Here is an 18038-nt window from a genome sequence, read left to right as displayed (position 1 = left end):
TATCGGCTCTCTCGGTAAGGACACCCATGACACACAGCGACGGCGCAGCGCAGGCCCGGACCATCCAGCACTGGTTCGACAACAAGAGTTTCACGGGCACGAGCGGCAACACCGCCCCGGTGACGAATCCGGCGACCGGTGCCGTCACCGGTCAGGTCGCCCTCGCCAGCGTCGAGGACGCCCGCGCCGTCATCGACGCCGCCGCCGCCGCGTTCCCCGCCTGGCGCGACACCTCCCTCGCCAAGCGCACCCAGGTGATCTTCACGTTCCGGGAACTGCTCAACGCCCGCAAGGGCGAACTCGCCGAGATCATCACCGCCGAGCACGGCAAGGTCGTCTCCGACGCCCTCGGCGAAGTCAGCCGCGGCCAGGAAGTCGTCGAATTCGCCTGCGGCATCGCCCACCTGCTCAAAGGCGGCATGACCGAAAACGCCTCCACCAACATCGACGTCTCCTCCCTCCGCCAACCCGTCGGCCCGGTCGGCATCATCTCCCCGTTCAACTTCCCCGCCATGGTCCCGATGTGGTTCTTCCCCATCGCCATCGCCGCCGGCAACACCGTGGTGTTGAAGCCGTCCGAGAAGGACCCGACCGCCGCGATCTGGATGGCCGAACTCTGGGCCGAAGCCGGACTCCCGGCCGGGGTGTTCAACGTGCTGCAGGGCGACAAGACCGCCGTCGACGAACTCCTCACCCACCCCGCCATCAAGGCCATCAGCTTCGTCGGCTCCACCCCCATCGCCCAGTACGTCTACGCCACCGGCACCGCCCACGGCAAACGCGTCCAAGCCCTCGGCGGGGCGAAGAACCACGCCATCGTCCTGCCCGACGCCGACCTCGACCTCGCCGCCGACGCCATGGTCAACGCCGGCTTCGGCTCCGCCGGCGAACGCTGCATGGCCATCAGCGCCCTGGTCGCGGTCGGCGACATCGCCGACGAACTCGTCGCCAAGATCAAAGACCGCACCGACACATTGAAGATCGGCGACGGCACCCAGGACTCCGACATGGGCCCGCTGGTGACCAAGGTGCACCGCGACAAGGTCGCCTCCTACATCGACGCCGGCGAAAACGACGGGGCCACCATCGTCGTGGACGGCCGACAGGTGCAGGCAAATGGCGGCAAGGACGGGTTCTGGCTCGGCCCGACCCTGATCGACCACGTCACCACCGACATGAGTGTGTACACCGACGAAATCTTCGGACCCGTCCTGTCCGTCATCCGGGTCGAGTCCTACGACGAGGCCCTGGAACTGGTGAACGCGAGCCAGTTCGGGAACGGCACCGCCATCTTCACCAACGACGGCGGCGCCGCCCGACGGTTCCAGAACGAGGTCGAGGTCGGCATGGTCGGCATCAACGTCCCCATCCCCGTCCCCATGGCGTACTACAGCTTCGGGGGCTGGAAGAACTCCCTCTTCGGCGACACCCACGCCCACGGCACCGAAGGCGTCCACTTCTTCACCCGCGGCAAGGTCGTCACCACCCGCTGGCTCGACCCCAGCCACGGCGGCATCAACCTCGGCTTCCCCCAGAACAACTGAGCCGGAAAGGACCTACGGTTATGACGACGACAGTCTCCCAGGAACTTTTGCCTACCGGTCAGTCCCTCGACGCGGCCCGTGTCGAAGGGGAGCGCGCGTATGCCCTCGACCGGGCGCATGTGTTCCACTCGTGGTCCGCGCAGGAGCAGATCACCCCGATGACGATCCTCGCGTCCGAGGGTTCGTATGTGTGGGACGGTGCCGGGAACCGCATGCTCGACTTCTCGTCCCAGCTCGTCAACACGAACATCGGGCACCAGCACCCCAAAGTCGTTGCCGCCATCCAGGACCAGGCCGCGAAGCTGTGCACCATCGCACCGCAGTACGTGAACGACGCCCGCTCCGAGGCCGCCCGGCTGATCGCCGAGCGGACCCCGGGTGACCTGAACAAGGTGTTCTTCACCAACGGCGGCGCCGACGCCAACGAGCACGCTGTGCGGATGGCTCGGTTGCACACCGGCCGTTACAAGGTGCTGTCGCGGTACCGCTCGTACCACGGCGGCACGGACACCGCGATCAACCTCACCGGCGACCCGCGCCGGTGGCCCAACGACTACGGCAACAGCGGAGTCGTCCACTTCCACGGACCGTTCCTGTACCGGTCGCAGTTCCACTCGGAGAACGAGCAGCAGGAAACCGAGCGCGCGCTCGAGCACCTCGACCAGCTGATCCGCCTCGAGGGGCCGAACTCGATCGCAGCGATCGTGCTCGAATCGGTTCCCGGGACCGCGGGAATCATGGTGCCCCCGCCCGGTTACATGGCAGGTGTGCGCGAGATCTGCGACCGCTACGGCATCGTGTTCATCGCCGACGAGGTGATGTCCGGGTTCGGCCGGACCGGAAAGTGGTTCGCGATAGACCATTTCGGTGTCGTCCCCGACCTGATCACGTTCGCGAAGGGGGTCAACTCCGGATACGTCCCGCTCGGTGGTGTCGCGATCAGCGAGAAGATCGCGGCGACGTTCGCCGACCGGCCGTACCCCGGCGGACTCACCTACTCGGGGCACCCGCTCGCCACCGCAGCCGCCGTCGCGACGATCAACGCGATGGAGGACGAGCGGATCGTCGAGAACGCGGTCCGGATCGGCAGCGAGATCCTCGGCCCCGGACTGCGGGGCCTCGCCGACCGGCACCCGTCGATCGGTGAAGTTCGCGGACTCGGCGTGTTCTGGGCGATCGAACTCGTCGCCGACCGTGCCACGAAGGAACCGCTCGCTCCGTACGGCGCCTCCAGTCCGGCGATGAACGAGGTGATTGCGGCGTGCAAGGCAGGAGGATTGCTGCCGTTCGCCAACTTCAATCGCGTTCACGCTGTGCCGCCGTGCACCGTCACCGAGGCCGAGGCCCGTGAGGGGCTCGCAATCCTCGACACGGTTCTCGACATCGCGGACGCGCACCGCAACTCCTGACACCCAGTCTGCCGACACATCCGTGTCCTGACACTCGATCCGTCCCGCGGTCAATGGCGCCCGCGGGACGGATCTTTCTCGTTTCCACGACAACACACGGCGCCCGGATCTCAACGGAGAGAATCTATGAGCTCGACCACGTCCACGTTCGCACTGTCCCTGCCGGAAGGCTATGTCGAAGAACGGGATCGGCCGCCGGTTCCCGACGTCACCATCCTCGACCGCTTGACTGCCGACGCATTCGACCTGCACGTCGACACCGTCGGACCGAACGAGAACCGGCAACTGCGGGTCACGCTCTACAGCGGAGGCTCGACCGTGTCGCTCGAACGGGTGCTGCGGCTTCTCGGGAGCCTCGACCTCGAGGTCGAGGGTCAGCGGACGTCGGTGTTCCGCCGCGCCGACGGACTGGTGTGCCGGCTCTACGACTTCCGGGTGTCCGCGGGACCGCTCGTCACGTCCGCGGTGGCGTCGGGATCCGTCGAACCCGAGGCCGTCCTGGAGACGTTTCGTGCGATGTGGTCGGGTCGCGCGGAGGCGGATCGGTTCAACGTGCTGGTGCTCGCCGCCGGCCTGGACTGGCGGGAGGTCGTGCTCCTGCGCGCGTACGCCCGCTTCCTGCGGCAGAGTACTCTGCCCTACGACCAGGGCCGGATCGAGGCGGTCCTGCTGTCGCGTCCCGAGTTCGCGTCGGCGCTCGTGGATCTGTTCCACGCGCATTTCGATCCATCCCGTCCCGGTGGCGACACGTCTCGCGACGACGACGTCGAACAGTGTGCGCGCCGGGTCGAATCGCTGCTCGCAGAGGTGGAAGGCCTCGACGCCGACCGTATCCTGCGCGCCTACTCGGGCCTCGTCGCGGCGACGACCCGCACCAACTTCTATCAGGACGGAGCGCTCGGCCCCGCTCGTCCCCAGTTGTCGCTGAAGTTCCGCTCCGCCGAGATCGACGAACTTCCGCGGCCACGGCCGTTCTACGAGGTCTTCGTGTATTCACCGGACATGGAGGGCGTGCACCTGCGATACGGACCCGTCGCGCGCGGCGGGCTCCGCTGGTCCGACCGCCTCGACGACTACCGCACCGAGATCCTCGGACTCGTCAAGGCGCAGGCAGTGAAGAACGCCGTCATCGTGCCCGCAGGCGCCAAGGGCGGATTCGTCGTGCGCAACCCGTCGTCCACCGGCCAGGACTGCTACCGCCAGTTCATCTCCGGGCTGCTCGACGTCACCGACAACCGTTTGGGCACAGCCGAATCGGTACATCCTGACCGGGTCGTCTGCCGGGACGACGACGACCCCTACCTCGTGGTGGCGGCGGACAAGGGCACTGCCACGTTCTCCGACGCCGCCAACGACGTGGCCCGGACGTACGACTTCTGGCTCGGTGACGCCTTCGCGTCCGGCGGTTCGGTCGGCTACGACCACAAGAAGATGGGCATCACCGCGAAGGGTGCGTGGGTGAGCGTCACCCGGCATCTGGCCGAACTCGGAATCGATGTCGACCGTGACAGTTTCACGGTGACGGGGATCGGCGACATGAGCGGCGACGTCTTCGGGAACGCCATGCTGGCGAGTGCCGGCATCGGGCTGGTCGCCGCGTTCGACCACCGCCACATCTTCGTCGACCCCACTCCCCGCCGGGAGCAGGCCTGGCAGGAACGCCGCCGGCTGTTCGAGCTGCCGCGATCGTCGTGGGCCGACTACGACCGGACCCTCATCAGTGAAGGCGGCGGCGTCTGGTCGCGTGAGAGCAAATCGATTCCGGTGAGCAGCCAGATGCGGACGGCGCTCGGTCTCGCTCCATCGGTGACGACGCTGACGCCGCCGGAGATGATCCGCGCCATCCTCGCCGCCCCGGTGGATCTCCTGTTCAACGGCGGCGTCGGGACGTACGTCAAGGCCTCGTCGGAGTCGCACACGGACGCGGGCGACAAAGCGAACGACACCGTCCGGATCGATGCACGCCGGCTGCGTGCACGCGCTGTCGCCGAGGGCGGCAACCTGGGCATGACGCCGCTCGCCCGCATCGAGTTCGCCCGGACGGGTGGGCTCGTCAACACGGATGCACTGGACAACTCGGCCGGAGTGGACTGCTCCGACCACGAGGTGAACATCAAGATCCTGCTCGACTCGCTGCCCGTCGACCGGCGGCTGGACCCGGTGCGGCGCTCGGACCTGCTCGGGGCGCTCACCGACGACGTGTCCGAACTCGTGCTCGCGAACAATCGCGCGCAGAACCGGGTGCTCGGCGACGCCCGGTCGAACGCCCACCGGATGGTGGACGTGCACTCGAGGATGGTGAACGACCTGGTCGACAAGCGCGGTCTGGACTGCGACCTGGAGGCGCTTCCGAACCCCGAGGGTTTCGCCGAACTGTCGGAGGCAGGCCTCGGGCTGAGCTCGCCGGAACTGGCGACCCTCCTCGCCCACGCCAAGCTGGATCTGAAAGCGGAGCTCGAGGATACGGACGTCTTCTCCGACGGGTACTTCTCCGAGCGGCTCGGCGCGTACTTCCCCGCCGCGCTGCGCTCCGTCCTCCCCGTCGACGCGCACCCCCTCCGCCAGGAGATCCTCGCCACCGAGATCGTGAACGACATCTTCGCCCGCGGCGGGCTCACCTACGCGTACCGGCTGCGCGAGGAGACGGGGGCCGGGCCCGCGGATGTGGTGCGCGCGTTCGTCATCACGTCGGAGGTGTTCGGGCTCGCGGAACTCTGGTCCGACATCGCCGCGGCGAAACTACCACCGGCGACGGAGTACGAACTGGTCGTCGAGGCCCGCCGGCTGCTCGACCGGGCGTCGCGGTGGTTCCTCGCCAACCGTCGGCAGCCGCTGTCGGTGGACGCCGAGATCGACAATTTCCGGCGCCACGTCCACACGCATTCCGGCGACGTCGGCGGATGGCTCCACGGCGCGGAGGTGCTGGCGATGGAGGACACGCGTCGCTCCTACGACGAGGCGGGCGTCGAGACGTCCATCGCCCGTCGTATCGCGGACGGCCTCTACCGGTTCAGCCTGCTCGACATAGTGGACGTCGCCCGCGAACTCGACCAGGACGTCGCCGAGGTGGCGCCGCTCTACTTCGCGCTCTCCGATCACCTCGGCGTGGATCGATGGCTCATCAAGGTGTCGGCACTTCCGCGGGGCGAGCGGTGGCACACCCTCGCCCGGGTGGCGCTGCGGGACGACCTGTACCGCTCCGTCCGCCTCCTGACCCGGGACGTACTGTCGTCGGGGGAGCCCGGTGACGAACCGGACTCCCGGATTCTGCTGTGGGAGAATGCGAACCGGGCGAGAATCGAGCGTGCTCGCCGGACGCTGTCGGAGATCGACGCTGCGTCCACCCACGATCTCGCGTCACTGTCGGTCGCGGCCAATGCGCTTCGCGCCTGTGAGTACTTATTAACGTCGGGCGGTTAATAAGTACTCACGGGCGCGAAGCGCACGACGACGCCGGGGCGCAGGAGGGCGGGGGGAGTGCGGTCGGCATCCCAGATCGGTTCGTCGGTGGTGCCGATGAGTTGCCAGCCGCCGGGCGAGCTGCGGGGATAGATTCCCGTGAACTCCCCGCCCAGAGCCACGGTCCCGGCGGGGACGGAGGTCCGAGGCGTCGAGCGGCGCGGCACGTGCAGCTCGGGTGCGCCGCCGGTGAGGTAACCGAAACCCGGGGCGAAGCCGCAGAACGCCACCGTCCACGGTGTTCCGGTGTGTGCGGCGACGACGCCGTCGACACCGAGACCGGTCAGCTCGGCCACGTCCTCGAGGTCGGGACCGTCGTAGCGCACCGCTATCCGGATCTCGTCCGGGGGATCCTCGGCGACCGTCGCCTCCGGTTCCGTGGTCCGCACCCACTTGGCGACGCGGTCGCGGCTGGTCGCGCCGTGGTCGAACCGCACCAGGATGGTGCGCGCCGCCGGGATCACCTCCACGACCCCGGGTGGCCGGGAGTCGTCCAGCGCACGAAAATGCGCGAGCACGGTGCCGAGGTCCTCGAATTCGGCGAGGACCGCGCTTTCTCCGACGTCGAGGATGCGCATCACACGAACGGCTCCACCGTGATGCCCTCGGTGTCGAGCAACGACCGGATGGCGGTGGCCATCTCGACGGCTGCGGGCGTATCGCCGTGGACGCAGACGGATTCGGCGGTGACCGCGAGGACCGTGCCGTCGACCGCTTCGAGGGTGTGATCGACGACGAGTCTGCGGACCCGTTCGGCCACCACCGCGGGATCGTGCAGGACGGCCCCGTCCGTCGTGCGTGGCACCAGCGTCCCCTCGGGTGTGTATGCGCGGTCGGCGAACGCCTCGGTGACCGTCCGCAGTCCGGCCTTCTCGGCCTCCTCGAGGAACACGGAGCCGGGCAGACCGAGGACGGGCAGCGTCGGGTCGTATGAGTGGACCGCCGCGACGACCGCACGGGCCTGCTCACGGTGGTGGACGATCGCGTTGTACAGCGCGCCGTGCGGTTTCACGTACTCCACCGCGGAGCCGGAAACCTGGGCGAGACCGTCGAGGGCACCGATCTGATAAACGACGTCGGCCGTCAGGTCACGCGGCGCGACGTCGATGAACCGGCGCCCGAACCCGGCGAGGTCGTGGTAGCCGACCTGCGCGCCGATCCGGACCGTCAGCTCGGACGCCGCCGAACAGGTGGCCGACAGGGTAGTGGGATCGCCCGCATGAAAACCGCAGGCCACATTGGCGCTGGTCACGAGCTTCAGCATCGCCAGGTCGTCGCCGAGGGTCCAGGCACCGTAGCTCTCGCCGAGGTCGCTGTTCAGATCGATTGCCGGCACATATTCGATACTAGGGTTCCGAGCGCCGTCTTGTAGATTCTCTCGCGGGGGCGGGCGGAACCGGTGAGGGTCCTGCTGCGTCAGAACAATTGACCGTGCGTGGTGGACTGCGCCATCGGAGGGGGAAACGTGACCGACCCGGCATACATCAAGGATCCCGAGAACTTTCACTCGGACCAGTGGGATCATGCGAGGATCGCGAGCGCCGTCGCCGGCATGAATGTCGAGAACGTCAGCGGCATCGCACGAGCCTGGGCCGAACTGGGGACGACGGCCCACGACGCGATCGTCGAGTTCAGCGACGCGATCAAGAAGACGATCAGCGGGAGCTGGCACGGTGCTGCCGCGTCGGCGGCCTACGGCGAGACCGAACGGTACTCGACCTCCGCGCCGCAGGCGCAGCAGCAACTTCACGGAGTGGCGGACGCGCTGACGCCGCTGGCGGAGACGGTCGCGTCGCTTCGGTCGCAGGTTCCCGAAACCATCGGCACCGGACTGTGGGACAAGTTGACGCCCTGGGACACGGACACCGAAGACGAGTACTACCGGCGCGAGGGCGAAGCGCGCGAGAAGATGGCCACGATCTACAACCCCGGACTCGCGACGTCGGACGGCAACGTCCCGTCGTTCACGAAACCGGAGAGCATCGTCGACGTTCCCTCGGGTCCGGCCGGGCCCGGTGGCGACTACCCGAGCGGCGCCCCGAGTTCGAGCGACCGGCTCGGCGGACCGAGCGCCGGGCAGCCCTCTCTTGGCGACGCGCCCGTGAGCGACCCGTCCGCCGAGCCCGGAGTGGACGGCGCGCCCGCTGCGGACGGCACGCAGCAGAATGCGGCCACCGCGCCGTCGGCTGCCACCACACCGGCGACGACGGCCCCGGCCTCGGCGACGGGGGATCACGTGCAGAGCCGGACGGGCATGCCTTCCACCGCCGATTCGTCCTCGGGTGCCGGCTCGCGATCCGCAGGTGTGGGTGGGGCTTCCGGTGGCGGCGGACTGGGAGTCGGCGGACTCGGCGGTGGCGTCGGTGCCGGGAATCAGCCGGGGACCGTGGCCCGGCCCGGCACCGCACCCGGGGTTCCGGGGGCCAACGCCGGAGGTCGCGCGGGTGCCGGGATGCGGGGCACCGGCCCGATGGGCGGGGGAATGATGGGCGGCGGAGGAGCTGCCAAGGGCGGCGGCGAGGACAAGGAACACAAGACGCCCGACTACCTGATCACCCTCGACAACGGCAACGAATTGATCGGCAAACTGCCCCTCGTCTCGCCGCCGGTGATCGGCGCATGAACATGCGCAACTGGCGGCTGCGTCCCGAACTGTTCGACGCCCTGTGGGCCGGCGCAGGGCAGGACCGCATCCCGTACCCGTTCCGGATCGTGAGCGCGCACCCCGGGCTCAATGCCTATGTCGCCGAGCAGAACCGGATACGCGAAGCGTTCGCGGGAGCCGAGCACGACGATGTGAGGTCGGCGTTGGGTGTGCTCGCCGAGCCCGACGTGTATGTCGAGGTCTCCGGTTCGGCCGCCGACGAGACCCCGATCCGCATCATCGGTGCGCAGCACCGGCAGTGGGTGGTGATCGCGTCGCAACTCCCCGGCCGGGCACCGCAGATCGGTGGCGACGTGGTGATCGGCGCCGGTGCGGCCGGGCGGCTGGGCGCCCAACTGATCGGGCTGATCCCGCAGAACGCCGCCGGCCGCCGCCGATTCCAGCGGCGCGACGAACAGGACACCCACTTCTCTCAGGGAATCCTGCAGGAGGTCAATCGGGCGGCCCCCGCCCCGCGACTCGAACCCGCCGTACAGAAGGGATACGCGGGACGCGGGAAGATCCGCGTCTTCCGCGGCCCCCGCTACGGCACCGGCAGGGACGTCGGCGTCATGCACTGGATCGACATCGCCGGCGACGGACGCTACGCGATCGGACCGCACGACCCATCCGCTGCGCACCCGGCAGGCCCCGAACAGCTCGTATCGTCGCTCGACACCCTGATCAGGGTCGGCACCACTCCTCGAGCGGGGTCGGTCGGTGCCTGCGGTTGGTAGATTGCCACGCGCCGGCGATTGCACAGGTGGGGACACAGCACGACACACGGAGGGGACACCGACATGGCGGGGCCAGAAGCACCGGAAGCCGGATGGAAGGCTTTCACCGAGAACGTCACCGGGGGAGGCAGGCTCGAACTCGACCCCGCAGGCATAGAGCAGTGCATCAAGCTGTGCCAGGAGCATGCGGAATTGATGGGCGACTTGGCTGACAACGCTCGTCAGAAACTTCGCGCCGCTGATCTGGGAATTGGAGAGCAGGACATCGCCTCGGCGAAGCAGCTGGCACGCAAATTCGACGAGAAGGCCATCGGAGGCGGCGACATCGAGTTCGCGAATTCGGCGGTGGGTCTATTCGGTGCGCATCAAACGTATGCGAAGGACATGAAGTCGATGTTCGAGGCGGTCCTCGCGCGATACAACGAGCAGGATGCGGCCATCGCGTCGAGTCTGGGGTCGGTCGGAGGGAACTTGTGAAGCGTCGGTCCGGCGGAATCGCCTTCGTAACCGGCCTAATGGGTATTGCCGCAATTGCAGGCTGTTCAACTCCGGTGGATGGCGCAGCTGCGCAGCAGCCGGCGAAGGCGATCGGGTTCCACCCCTGTGACGGTCTTCCCCAGGAGGCGCTCCAAGCGGCGCAGATCGACGTGCGCGCAGGATCGCGGCTTTCGGATGAGCCGGCGAATCGTTCATGCTCATTTCGATCGCGCAATCCTGACTACGGCGTTGTCATTTCCGCGCTTGCTGAAACCGTCAGCAGCGTCGAGTCGAGCGACCGCTTCGACGTCCTGAGTGAGACCGAGATCGGCGGGCGGCGTGCTCTGGTGTCGGATTTCCGTGGCGGTAGTGCGTGCACGGTGTCGGTGGCGATCGAGCCGGGGATTCTGGAGTTCATGATCGGGTACAGCGAGTTGGAGGATTTCACGACCGTCGACGCGGCGTGCGATCAGGCGACGAAGGTGGCTGCGACGTTGGCGCCGTATTTCCCCGACCACCTGTAGGGCGGCTCAGTGCGTGTGTGCGTGGGTGGGGGTGATGCGTCCCGCGTTCTTGCGTCGTGAGGATCCGCTGAGCCGGCACACGAGATAGATGACGAACGAGATCGTGGTGACGAAGCTCGATACGGGCACTCCGGGTGCGAGGGACAGCAGGATGCCGCCGACGGCGGCGAGTTCGGCGAACACGATCGACAGGATCGTCGCCTTGAGTGGGCTGGCGGTGACGTAGGCGGCGGCCGCGGCGGGGGTGATGAGCAGTGCCATCACCAGCAGTGCCCCGACGATCTGGACGCCGAGGGCGGCTGTGATGCCGACGAGGACGGCGAACACGATCGACAGCGCACGGACGGGGACGCCGCGGGCTTCGGCGACGTCGGGGTCGGTGCTCGCGAAGAGGAGGGGGCGGTAGATGAGGCCGAGGACCCCGATGACCAGGACGGCGCAGAGCAGCAGCAGCTGGAGGCCGCTGTCTCCGGGCGCCACGATCTGGCCGATCAGCAGCGAGAAACTGGTGCCGGTGCGCCCTTGGTACGACCAGATGAACAGCACCGACAGACCGAGCCCGAACGCCATGATCACGCCGATCACGGAGTCACGGTCGCGGGCCTTCGCGCCGAGCAGCCCGAACAGGACCGCCGCGACCACCGACCCGGCGATGGCGCCGGCCCCGACGCTGACTCCGATGAGCAGGGCCGCCGACGCACCGGTCAGCGACAGCTCGCTCGTGCCGTGCACGGCGAACGACATCTGCCTGCTCACGATCAGCGGGCCGATGGCTCCTGCCAGCAGGCCGAGGATGGCGCCTGCGATCAGCGCTTGCTGGACGAAGTCGTACTGCAGGAGGTCGACGGTGGCCGAGACGTCGAACATGTGCGACATCGCGTCGGTGAATTTGTTGCTCATGCGTGTCCCTCGTCCGTGTGGTGCACACCCTCACCGGGGCGGAGGCCGCCCGCGCTGCCGAGCGCGTCGATGGCGTCGCCGGTGCCGATGACGACGAGGCGGCCGCGTACGTGCAGCACCTCGACGTCGGTGCGGTACAGCTCGGACAGCACCTCCGACGTCATGACCTCTTCGGGTTTGCCGATGCGGAACTGTCCGTCGACGAGGTAGAGCACGCGGTCGACGAGGGGGAGGATCGGGTTGATCTCGTGGGTGACGAACAGCACCGCGGTGTCGTGGGTGCGGCGCCGCCGGTCGATGAGTCCCGACACGAGATTCTGGTTGGCCAGGTCGAGGCTGAGCAGCGGTTCGTCGCACAGCAGGATCTGGGGGTTGCCGACGAGGGCCTGCGCGATTCGCAGTCGTTGCTGCTCACCGCCGGACATGGAACCGATCGGGGCGTCCGCGTAGTTCTGGGCGCCGACTTCGCTGATGGCCGCGTCGACGATCGCCCGGCGCCGGCCTCGCCGGAGGATGCCGGTTCCCCACTGGTGGCCGTCGACGCCGAGGCCGACGAGGTCGCGGCCCCGCAGCGGCAGCCCGTCGTCGAGCGACTTCTGCTGGGGGATGTACCCGACGTGCGAATTGCCCTTCCGCGCCGGGGATCCGGCGATGCGCGCGGTACCGGAGCTGAGGGCGAGCTGGCCGAGCAGCACCTTCAGCAGCGACGTCTTGCCCGACCCGTTGGGTCCGAGGACGGCGACGAATTCGCCGGGTTCCACGGTGAGGTCGAGGTCCTGCCAGAGTGTGCGTTCGCCGAAGGACAGTCGCGCCCCCGTCAATTCCAGTGCGGGGACGCGACCGTTGCCGGCGTTCTTCGAAGTGGGTTCTGTCACAAGCCGATCAGTTCTATTGCAGAGCCGCAGCAAGCGACTCGGCGGTGTTGGTCTGCCACTGAATGTAGTCCAGGCCTTCGGGCAGGGTTTCGGTCACCTCGACGACGGGGATGCCCGCAGACTCGGCCGTGGCCCGCACGTCCTGGGTGACCCGGTCCTGCGTCTGCACGTTGTAGACGAGGGCCTGCACCTGCTTGTCGGTGAGCAGCTGTCGTGTCGCGGCGATGGCGGCGGGTGCGGGGTCGTTGCCGTTCTCGATGGCGCTCGTGAAGTCGGGCGGGGTGACGTCCTTCAGGCCCGCGGACTGCAGCAGGTAGTAGGCGATCGGTTCGGTCTGGGCGACGGGTGCGTCCTTGTGCGCTGCCGCGATGCCGTCGGTGATCGCGGAGATCTGCTCGAGCTGACCGTGGAAGGTGGCGGCGTTGGCCTTGTAGGCGTCGGCGTTGTCGGGGTCGAGTTGGCCGAGCTTGTCCGCGATGGACTGCGCGGTGGCGTCGACGGTGTCGACGTCGAACCAGACGTGCTCGTTCACGTCGCCGTGGTCGTGGCCCTCGTGCGAGTCGCCGCCCTCGGAATGCTCGTTCTCGCCTGCGTGCGCGCCGCCCTCGAGGAGGTCGAACGCGTTGACGGTGAGCTGGTCGCTGTTGCCGGTGCCGATGATGTCGTCGACGAAGTGGTCGTACCCGCCGCCGTTGTAGACGATCAGGGAGGCGTCGGTGAGCTTGGCGGCGTCGGTGGGGCTCGCCTCGAACGAGTGCGGGTCGGACGACGGTTCGGTGATGATCGAGGTGACGTCCACCTTGTCGCCGGCGACGGCCTGCGCGACGCTGCCCCACACGTTCGTCGACGCGACGACGGTCAGCGTGCCGTCACCGGTCGTGTCGGAGCCGCACGCGGTGAGGGTGAGGGCGGCGGCGAACGACAGCCCGACGGCCGCCGTGGCGGCACGAAAACCTGAGAAAGCGCGCACAGAAAACTCCTGACCGAAGACGAACGCTAAACGCTATTGGAAACCGTTACCGTTGCACTTTAGCGGATAGGTCCTGGTAGTGCACTTTCGGTGCAGCCCCGACGCGCCCGAACGCGGGCCAGGTACTAACGTCCCCCTATGCCCAGGTCTCGACAGCCTCGTCGCCAAGCCACGCTGGCGTCGCTCGCGGCCGAGCTCAATATTTCGCGAACGACGGTGTCCAACGCGTACAACCGGCCGGATCAACTCTCCGCGGAACTCCGCGAGCGGGTGCTGCAGGCGGCCAAGCGCCGCGGCTATCCCGGCCCGGACCCGGTGGCACGATCCCTGCGCACCCGCAAGGCCGGTGCCGTGGGACTGCTGCTCACCGAGGCTCTCAGCTATTCCTTCCGCGACCCCGCCGCGATGAGCTTTCTGTCCGGATTGGCCGAGTCGTGCGAGGCGGCCGGGCAGGGTCTGTTGCTGATTCCGGCGGGCCCGGGTCGCGAGGAGGCGGACGCCGCCGCGGTCGTGCAGCAGGCGGGCGTCGACGGGTTCGTCGTGTACTCGGTGGCGGACGACGACCCCTACCTCGCGGCGGTGTGCGAGCGTCACCTGCCGATGGTCGTGTGCGATCAGCCGCGGGAAATCCCGGGGGCGTCGCTCGTCGGGATCGACGACCGCGGCGCGATGCGGGGCCTCGCCGACTATCTGATCGGGCTCGGCCACCGCGACATCGGCGTGCTGAGTATGAGGCTGGGGCGCGACCGCTCGGACGGGGTCGCCGACGCCGAGCGTCTGCGCTCACCGAACTTCCACGTCCAGCGCGAACGCATCGAGGGAGTGCGCGACGCCATGTCCGACGCCGGCCTGGACCCTCGGACGCTGACCGTCGTCGAGCGGTTCGAGCACACCGGGAAGTCGGGGCACGCCGCTGCCGCGCAGGCGCTCGGCGTGAATCCGCGGATCACCGCACTCGTGTGCACCACCGACGTCCTCGCGCTCGGCGCGCTGGACTGGGCGCGCTGGCAGGGCATCGACGTGCCCGGCCGGCTGTCGATCACCGGATTCGACGGAGTCGACGACGCACTGCGTGAGGGCCTGACCACCGTGCGGCAACCGCAGGAGGAGAAGGGTCGCCGGGCAGGTGCCCTGCTCATGTCCCCGTCGCACTCCGGTGTCGCGACCGTCGAGATGCTCGAGACCGAACTGCTGCGGGGTTCGACGGCCGGGCCCGCCAAGCGCTGACCCGGCCATCCCATACGCGCTAGGCCAGGAGCTGAGCGCAGCGCAGCAGTCCCAGGTGGCTGTACGCCTGTGGGTGGTTGCCCAGCGACCGCTCGGCGACGGGGTCGTACTCCTCGCTGAGCAGTCCGGTCGGGCCGGCGGCGTCGACCAGTTGCGCGAACAAGGCCTCGGCCTGTGACCGCTGACCGATCAGCAGGTACGCCTCGACCAGCCACGCAGCGCAGAGGTGGAACCCGCCCTCGGTTCCGGGCAGCCCGTCGTCGTGGTGGTACCGGTACACGGTCGAGCCGCTGCGCAGTTCCGCCTCGGTGGCCGTGACGGTGGCGGCGAACTTCTCGTCCGACGGGTCGATCAGCCCGGACAGTCCGATGTACAGGGTGGCGGCGTCGAGGTCGGTGCCGTCGTAGGCGGCGGTGTACGAGCGGACCTCGTCCTTCCAGCCCTTCTCGCGCACCTCCTCGGCGATCTTGTCGCGCAACGACGTCCAGCCGGGCTCGACGTCGCGGCCGAAGTGCTCGGCCAGCGCCACCGCACGGTCGACGGTGACCCAGCCCATCACCTTGGAGTACACGTGGTGACGCGGGTTGTCGCGGATCTCCCAGATGCCGTGGTCGGGTTCGAACCAGCGGCGTTCGACGGCCTCGACCATGGCGCAGACCAGTTCCCAGTCGCGGTCGTTGAGCGCCACCTCGACGCCCTGCTTCTCGCGGGCGTGGGACAGGTCGTGGATGAGTTCGACGATGGGTCCGAACACGTCGAGTTGCACCTGCTGGTTGGCCGCGTTGCCGATGCGGACCGGCCGCGAGCCCGCGTAGCCGGGCAGCGAGTCGATGACGGCCTCGGGCGGCAGACCGCCACCGTGCAGCGTGTAGAGGGGGTGCAGGCGTTCGGGGCCGGGCAGCGTCTCGAGGACGTCGTGCACCCAGTCGAGGTAGCCCTCGGCCTCGCTGAGGGAGCCGAGGCTGACGAGCGCGGACGCGGTGAGCGCCGCGTCGCGCAGCCAGCAGTAGCGGTAGTCCCAGTTGCGGACGCCGCCGATCTCCTCGGGCAGCGAGGTGGTGGCGGCCGCCATGATCGCTCCGGAGTCGACGTGCACCAGACCGCGGAGGGTGAGGGCGGAGCGCTTCATCAGGTCAGGTTTGAGCGTGGGCAGGATGAGGCTCTTCGCCCAGTCCGACCAATACGATTCGGCCAGCGCGCGACGCTCCTCCTCGGGAGTCTCCGACGGTCCGAGTTCTTCGGTGCCGCACCGCAATTCCAGGACGACGTCGCCGCCGGACGGGTCGACGACGGCATGCGCGGTCTGCTGGTTGCCGTCGGACGTGACGTTCCACTGCACGCCGGGGGAGCGCAGCACGATCGGCTCGTTGGTGCCGTGCACCCGCAGTCCCTCGGAGACCGCCTCCAGGATGACCTGGCCCTGCCCGAACTCGGGCCGCGGTGCGAACGTCACGACGGCGGCGGCCTGCCCGCTGATCACCCGGGTCAGGTCGGTGCGGCCCTGGCGGACGTCGTGCGGCAGGTAGTCGGTGACGGAGAGGCTGGCCCACCGTGTCTGCACGGTCATGGTGCTGTCGATGTAGCGCTGGCTCAGCGGCAGCGCGCTCCGGTGCGGGCCGACGCTGAAGTGGCCGGCTTCCGGTCCGCCGAGCAGATGCGCGAACACGGACGCCGAGTCGGGTTCGGGATGACACAGCCAGGTGAGGGTCGCGTCGGGGGTGACGAGGGCGACGGTCCGCGGGCTGGCGAGCATGGTGAGGCGCTCGATCGGCGGGGCGTGTGCCCCGGACAGCCAGGTGCGGCGCTCCTCGAGCAGGAACGCGAGGGCCGCGGCCACGTCTTCGGTGGTCGACACCCGGAACTCGGCGAGGCTGTCGCCGGGGCCCACCTTCACGCCGAGGTCGGGGCCTTGGAGACGCGCGAATGCCTTCTCGTCGGTGACGTCGTCGCCGACGAAGACGGCTGCCGTCGCACCGTCCTGGTGGCGGATCAGGTCGAGCGCGTGGCCCTTGTCGGTGGCGACGACGGCCAGTTCGATGACGGACTTGCCCTCGGTGATTTGCACGCCCACGCGCTGTCCGGCATCGGCGCGCACCGCGGCCAGGGCCAGGGCGCCTTCCTCGGCGTCGGCGTTGCGGACGTGGAGGGCGACGCTCGCCGGTTTCGCCTCCACCGACGTACCGGCGTGCAGCGTGGCGATCCGGGTGAGTTCCTCGGTGAGCTCACCGAGAAGTTTCTTGGCGTCGGCGTCGATCGCATGGATGAATCCGATGTCGAATTCCGAGCCGTGGCTGCCGACCAGTTGCACCTCGGCGGGCAGCCGCGACAGCGCGGCGAGGTCCTTGAGTGCGCGGCCCGAGATCACGGCCGCCGTCGTTCCGGCGAGGCTGGCCAGGGCGCGGAGAGCGCGCACCGATTCGGCGTGGGGGAACGCCTTCTCGGGGTCGGAGACGATGGGGGCCATCGTGCCGTCGTAATCGGAAGCGACGAGCAGGCGAGGGGTCCGCGCAACCCTCGAGAGGGCACGACGAAGTTCGATGGGCAGATCATGGGCGCTCACATGTTCAAATCTAGGGGATGTGACGGCTGTGAGCGCGTTGTCGGCCGGGGCTGTGCCCCGATCGCGTCCTACTCGGGTCTGCGGCTTCCGTCACCGAGCAGCAGTTCGACGGTGAGTTCGAGGCGATTCGCGACATCGGTCGCGGACGAGCGGCGGGTGAGCCAGGCCACCAGGTTCGACAGCCACACGTCGGAGATGACGCGGGCGACCGCCAACTGGTCTTCGGTGGGCTCGGTGTCCGTCATCGCGCGGGCGAACAGGCGGTCCATCAGCTTGCCCACCTGATCGACCTCGGCGGCGGCAGACGCGTCGGCGAACATGAAGGCACGCGTCATGGCCTCGGTCAGCAGTGGGTCGCGCTGCATGGCCCGGGTGATCTGGCTGAGGATCAGCTGCATCCGCTCGAGCGGGTTCCGGCCCGGCGGGTTCTTTCCCCGCGAGTCGATCCGCTCGAACTCGCGGGCGAGCGCCGACACCAGCAGGTGCACCTTGGACGGGAAGTAGCGGTACAGCGTCCCCACGGCGACGTCGGCGCGTTCGGCGACGGCCCGCATCTGCACGGCTTCGTATCCGCCCTTGGAGGCCAGGGCCAGGGTCGCGTCGAGGATTCGCTTGCGCCGTTCCTTCTGCGCGTTGGAACTGAGATCGTCCTCGCCCAGCGTCGCCGCAGCGACCGTCGTGGACCGTGATCGAGAGCTGGTCGTCATTACCT

General features: G+C 68.5%; 15 protein-coding genes. 8 read left to right on the top strand and 7 right to left on the bottom strand.

Annotated features, from left to right (window positions below):
* Positions 1-26 precede the first annotated feature (26 nt).
* The 3 genes from QM841_RS31050 (at position 27) to QM841_RS31040 (ending at position 6373) form a co-directional block, all read left to right on the top strand.
* Positions 27-1544 carry a CoA-acylating methylmalonate-semialdehyde dehydrogenase gene (locus tag QM841_RS31050; RefSeq protein WP_283334936.1) on the top strand — a complete coding sequence of 506 codons (1518 nt, stop codon included), beginning with the start codon at positions 27-29 and terminating at the stop codon, positions 1542-1544.
* A 20-nt stretch (positions 1545-1564) separates the two neighbouring features.
* Complete coding sequence (locus QM841_RS31045) at positions 1565-2953, top strand: aspartate aminotransferase family protein (protein ID WP_283334935.1); 1389 nt, start codon at positions 1565-1567, stop codon at positions 2951-2953.
* Positions 2954-3079: 126 nt separating this feature from the next.
* The gene (locus tag QM841_RS31040) at positions 3080-6373 is read left to right on the top strand and encodes an NAD-glutamate dehydrogenase domain-containing protein (RefSeq protein WP_283334934.1); all 3294 of its coding nucleotides are present in this window, start codon (positions 3080-3082) and stop codon (positions 6371-6373) included.
* Here the strand turns inward: QM841_RS31040 and QM841_RS31035 are convergent.
* Both QM841_RS31035 and QM841_RS31030 read right to left on the bottom strand, forming a co-directional pair.
* Positions 6370-6990: a 5-oxoprolinase subunit B family protein gene (locus QM841_RS31035; protein WP_283334933.1), complete on the bottom strand. Its 621-nt coding sequence runs from the start codon at positions 6988-6990 to the stop codon at positions 6370-6372. The two genes, QM841_RS31040 and QM841_RS31035, sit on opposite strands and share 4 nt — an antisense overlap.
* Positions 6990-7748, bottom strand: coding sequence for a LamB/YcsF family protein (locus QM841_RS31030; protein WP_283334932.1), 759 nt, complete (start codon positions 7746-7748; stop codon positions 6990-6992). Before QM841_RS31030 ends, QM841_RS31035 begins: the two co-directional genes overlap by 1 nt.
* A 129-nt stretch (positions 7749-7877) precedes the next feature.
* On the opposite strand from QM841_RS31030, the gene QM841_RS31025 reads away from it, so the two are divergent.
* The 4 genes from QM841_RS31025 to QM841_RS31010 all read left to right on the top strand — a co-directional run bounded on the left by QM841_RS31025 (position 7878) and on the right by QM841_RS31010 (position 10794).
* Positions 7878-9035, top strand: a complete 1158-nt coding sequence (locus QM841_RS31025) for a hypothetical protein (protein ID WP_283334931.1) — start codon at positions 7878-7880, stop codon at positions 9033-9035.
* Positions 9032-9793, top strand: a complete 762-nt coding sequence (locus QM841_RS31020; RefSeq protein WP_283334930.1) for an ESX secretion-associated protein EspG — start codon at positions 9032-9034, stop codon at positions 9791-9793. The genes QM841_RS31025 and QM841_RS31020 overlap by 4 nt, the downstream gene beginning before the upstream one ends.
* Before the next feature lie 63 nt (positions 9794-9856).
* Positions 9857-10270 carry a hypothetical protein gene (locus tag QM841_RS31015; protein WP_283334929.1) on the top strand — a complete coding sequence of 138 codons (414 nt, stop codon included), beginning with the start codon at positions 9857-9859 and terminating at the stop codon, positions 10268-10270.
* Positions 10267-10794: a DUF3558 domain-containing protein gene (locus QM841_RS31010; RefSeq protein WP_283334928.1), complete on the top strand. Its 528-nt coding sequence runs from the start codon at positions 10267-10269 to the stop codon at positions 10792-10794. The genes QM841_RS31015 and QM841_RS31010 overlap by 4 nt, the downstream gene beginning before the upstream one ends.
* Positions 10795-10800: 6 nt before the next feature.
* Here the strand turns inward: QM841_RS31010 and QM841_RS31005 are convergent, their stop codons facing one another.
* The 3 genes from QM841_RS31005 to QM841_RS30995 are packed head-to-tail and all read right to left on the bottom strand — an operon-like array spanning position 10801 to position 13539.
* Positions 10801-11694 carry a metal ABC transporter permease gene (locus tag QM841_RS31005; RefSeq protein ID WP_005566094.1) on the bottom strand — a complete coding sequence of 298 codons (894 nt, stop codon included), beginning with the start codon at positions 11692-11694 and terminating at the stop codon, positions 10801-10803.
* Positions 11691-12569, bottom strand: a complete 879-nt coding sequence (locus QM841_RS31000; RefSeq protein ID WP_061043582.1) for a metal ABC transporter ATP-binding protein — start codon at positions 12567-12569, stop codon at positions 11691-11693. The genes QM841_RS31005 and QM841_RS31000 overlap by 4 nt, the downstream gene beginning before the upstream one ends.
* A gap of 13 nt (positions 12570-12582) precedes the next feature.
* Positions 12583-13539, bottom strand: a complete 957-nt coding sequence (locus QM841_RS30995) for a metal ABC transporter solute-binding protein, Zn/Mn family (protein WP_283334927.1) — start codon at positions 13537-13539, stop codon at positions 12583-12585.
* Positions 13540-13677: 138 nt separating this feature from the next.
* Here QM841_RS30995 and QM841_RS30990 point away from each other — a divergent pair, with 138 nt between their 5' ends.
* On the top strand, positions 13678-14766 hold the full coding sequence (locus QM841_RS30990) for a LacI family DNA-binding transcriptional regulator (RefSeq protein WP_283334926.1): 1089 nt from the start codon (positions 13678-13680) through the stop codon (positions 14764-14766).
* Between the two features lie 19 nt (positions 14767-14785).
* Here the strand turns inward: QM841_RS30990 and otsB are convergent, their stop codons facing one another.
* On the bottom strand, positions 14786-17326 hold the full coding sequence (otsB, locus tag QM841_RS30985) for a trehalose-phosphatase (protein WP_283334925.1): 2541 nt from the start codon (positions 17324-17326) through the stop codon (positions 14786-14788).
* A gap of 68 nt (positions 17327-17394) precedes the next feature.
* Positions 17395-18033 (bottom strand): cholesterol catabolism transcriptional regulator KstR, encoded by a 639-nt coding sequence (kstR, locus tag QM841_RS30980; protein WP_005566090.1) that lies wholly within the window; start codon positions 18031-18033, stop codon positions 17395-17397.
* Positions 18034-18038: the final 5 nt, after the last annotated feature.

The organism is Rhodococcus sp. IEGM 1307 (genome assembly GCF_030056915.1).
GTDB lineage: Bacteria > Actinomycetota > Actinomycetes > Mycobacteriales > Mycobacteriaceae > Rhodococcus_F > Rhodococcus_F opacus_D.
This window is presented reverse-complemented; position numbering and strand designations above follow the sequence as displayed.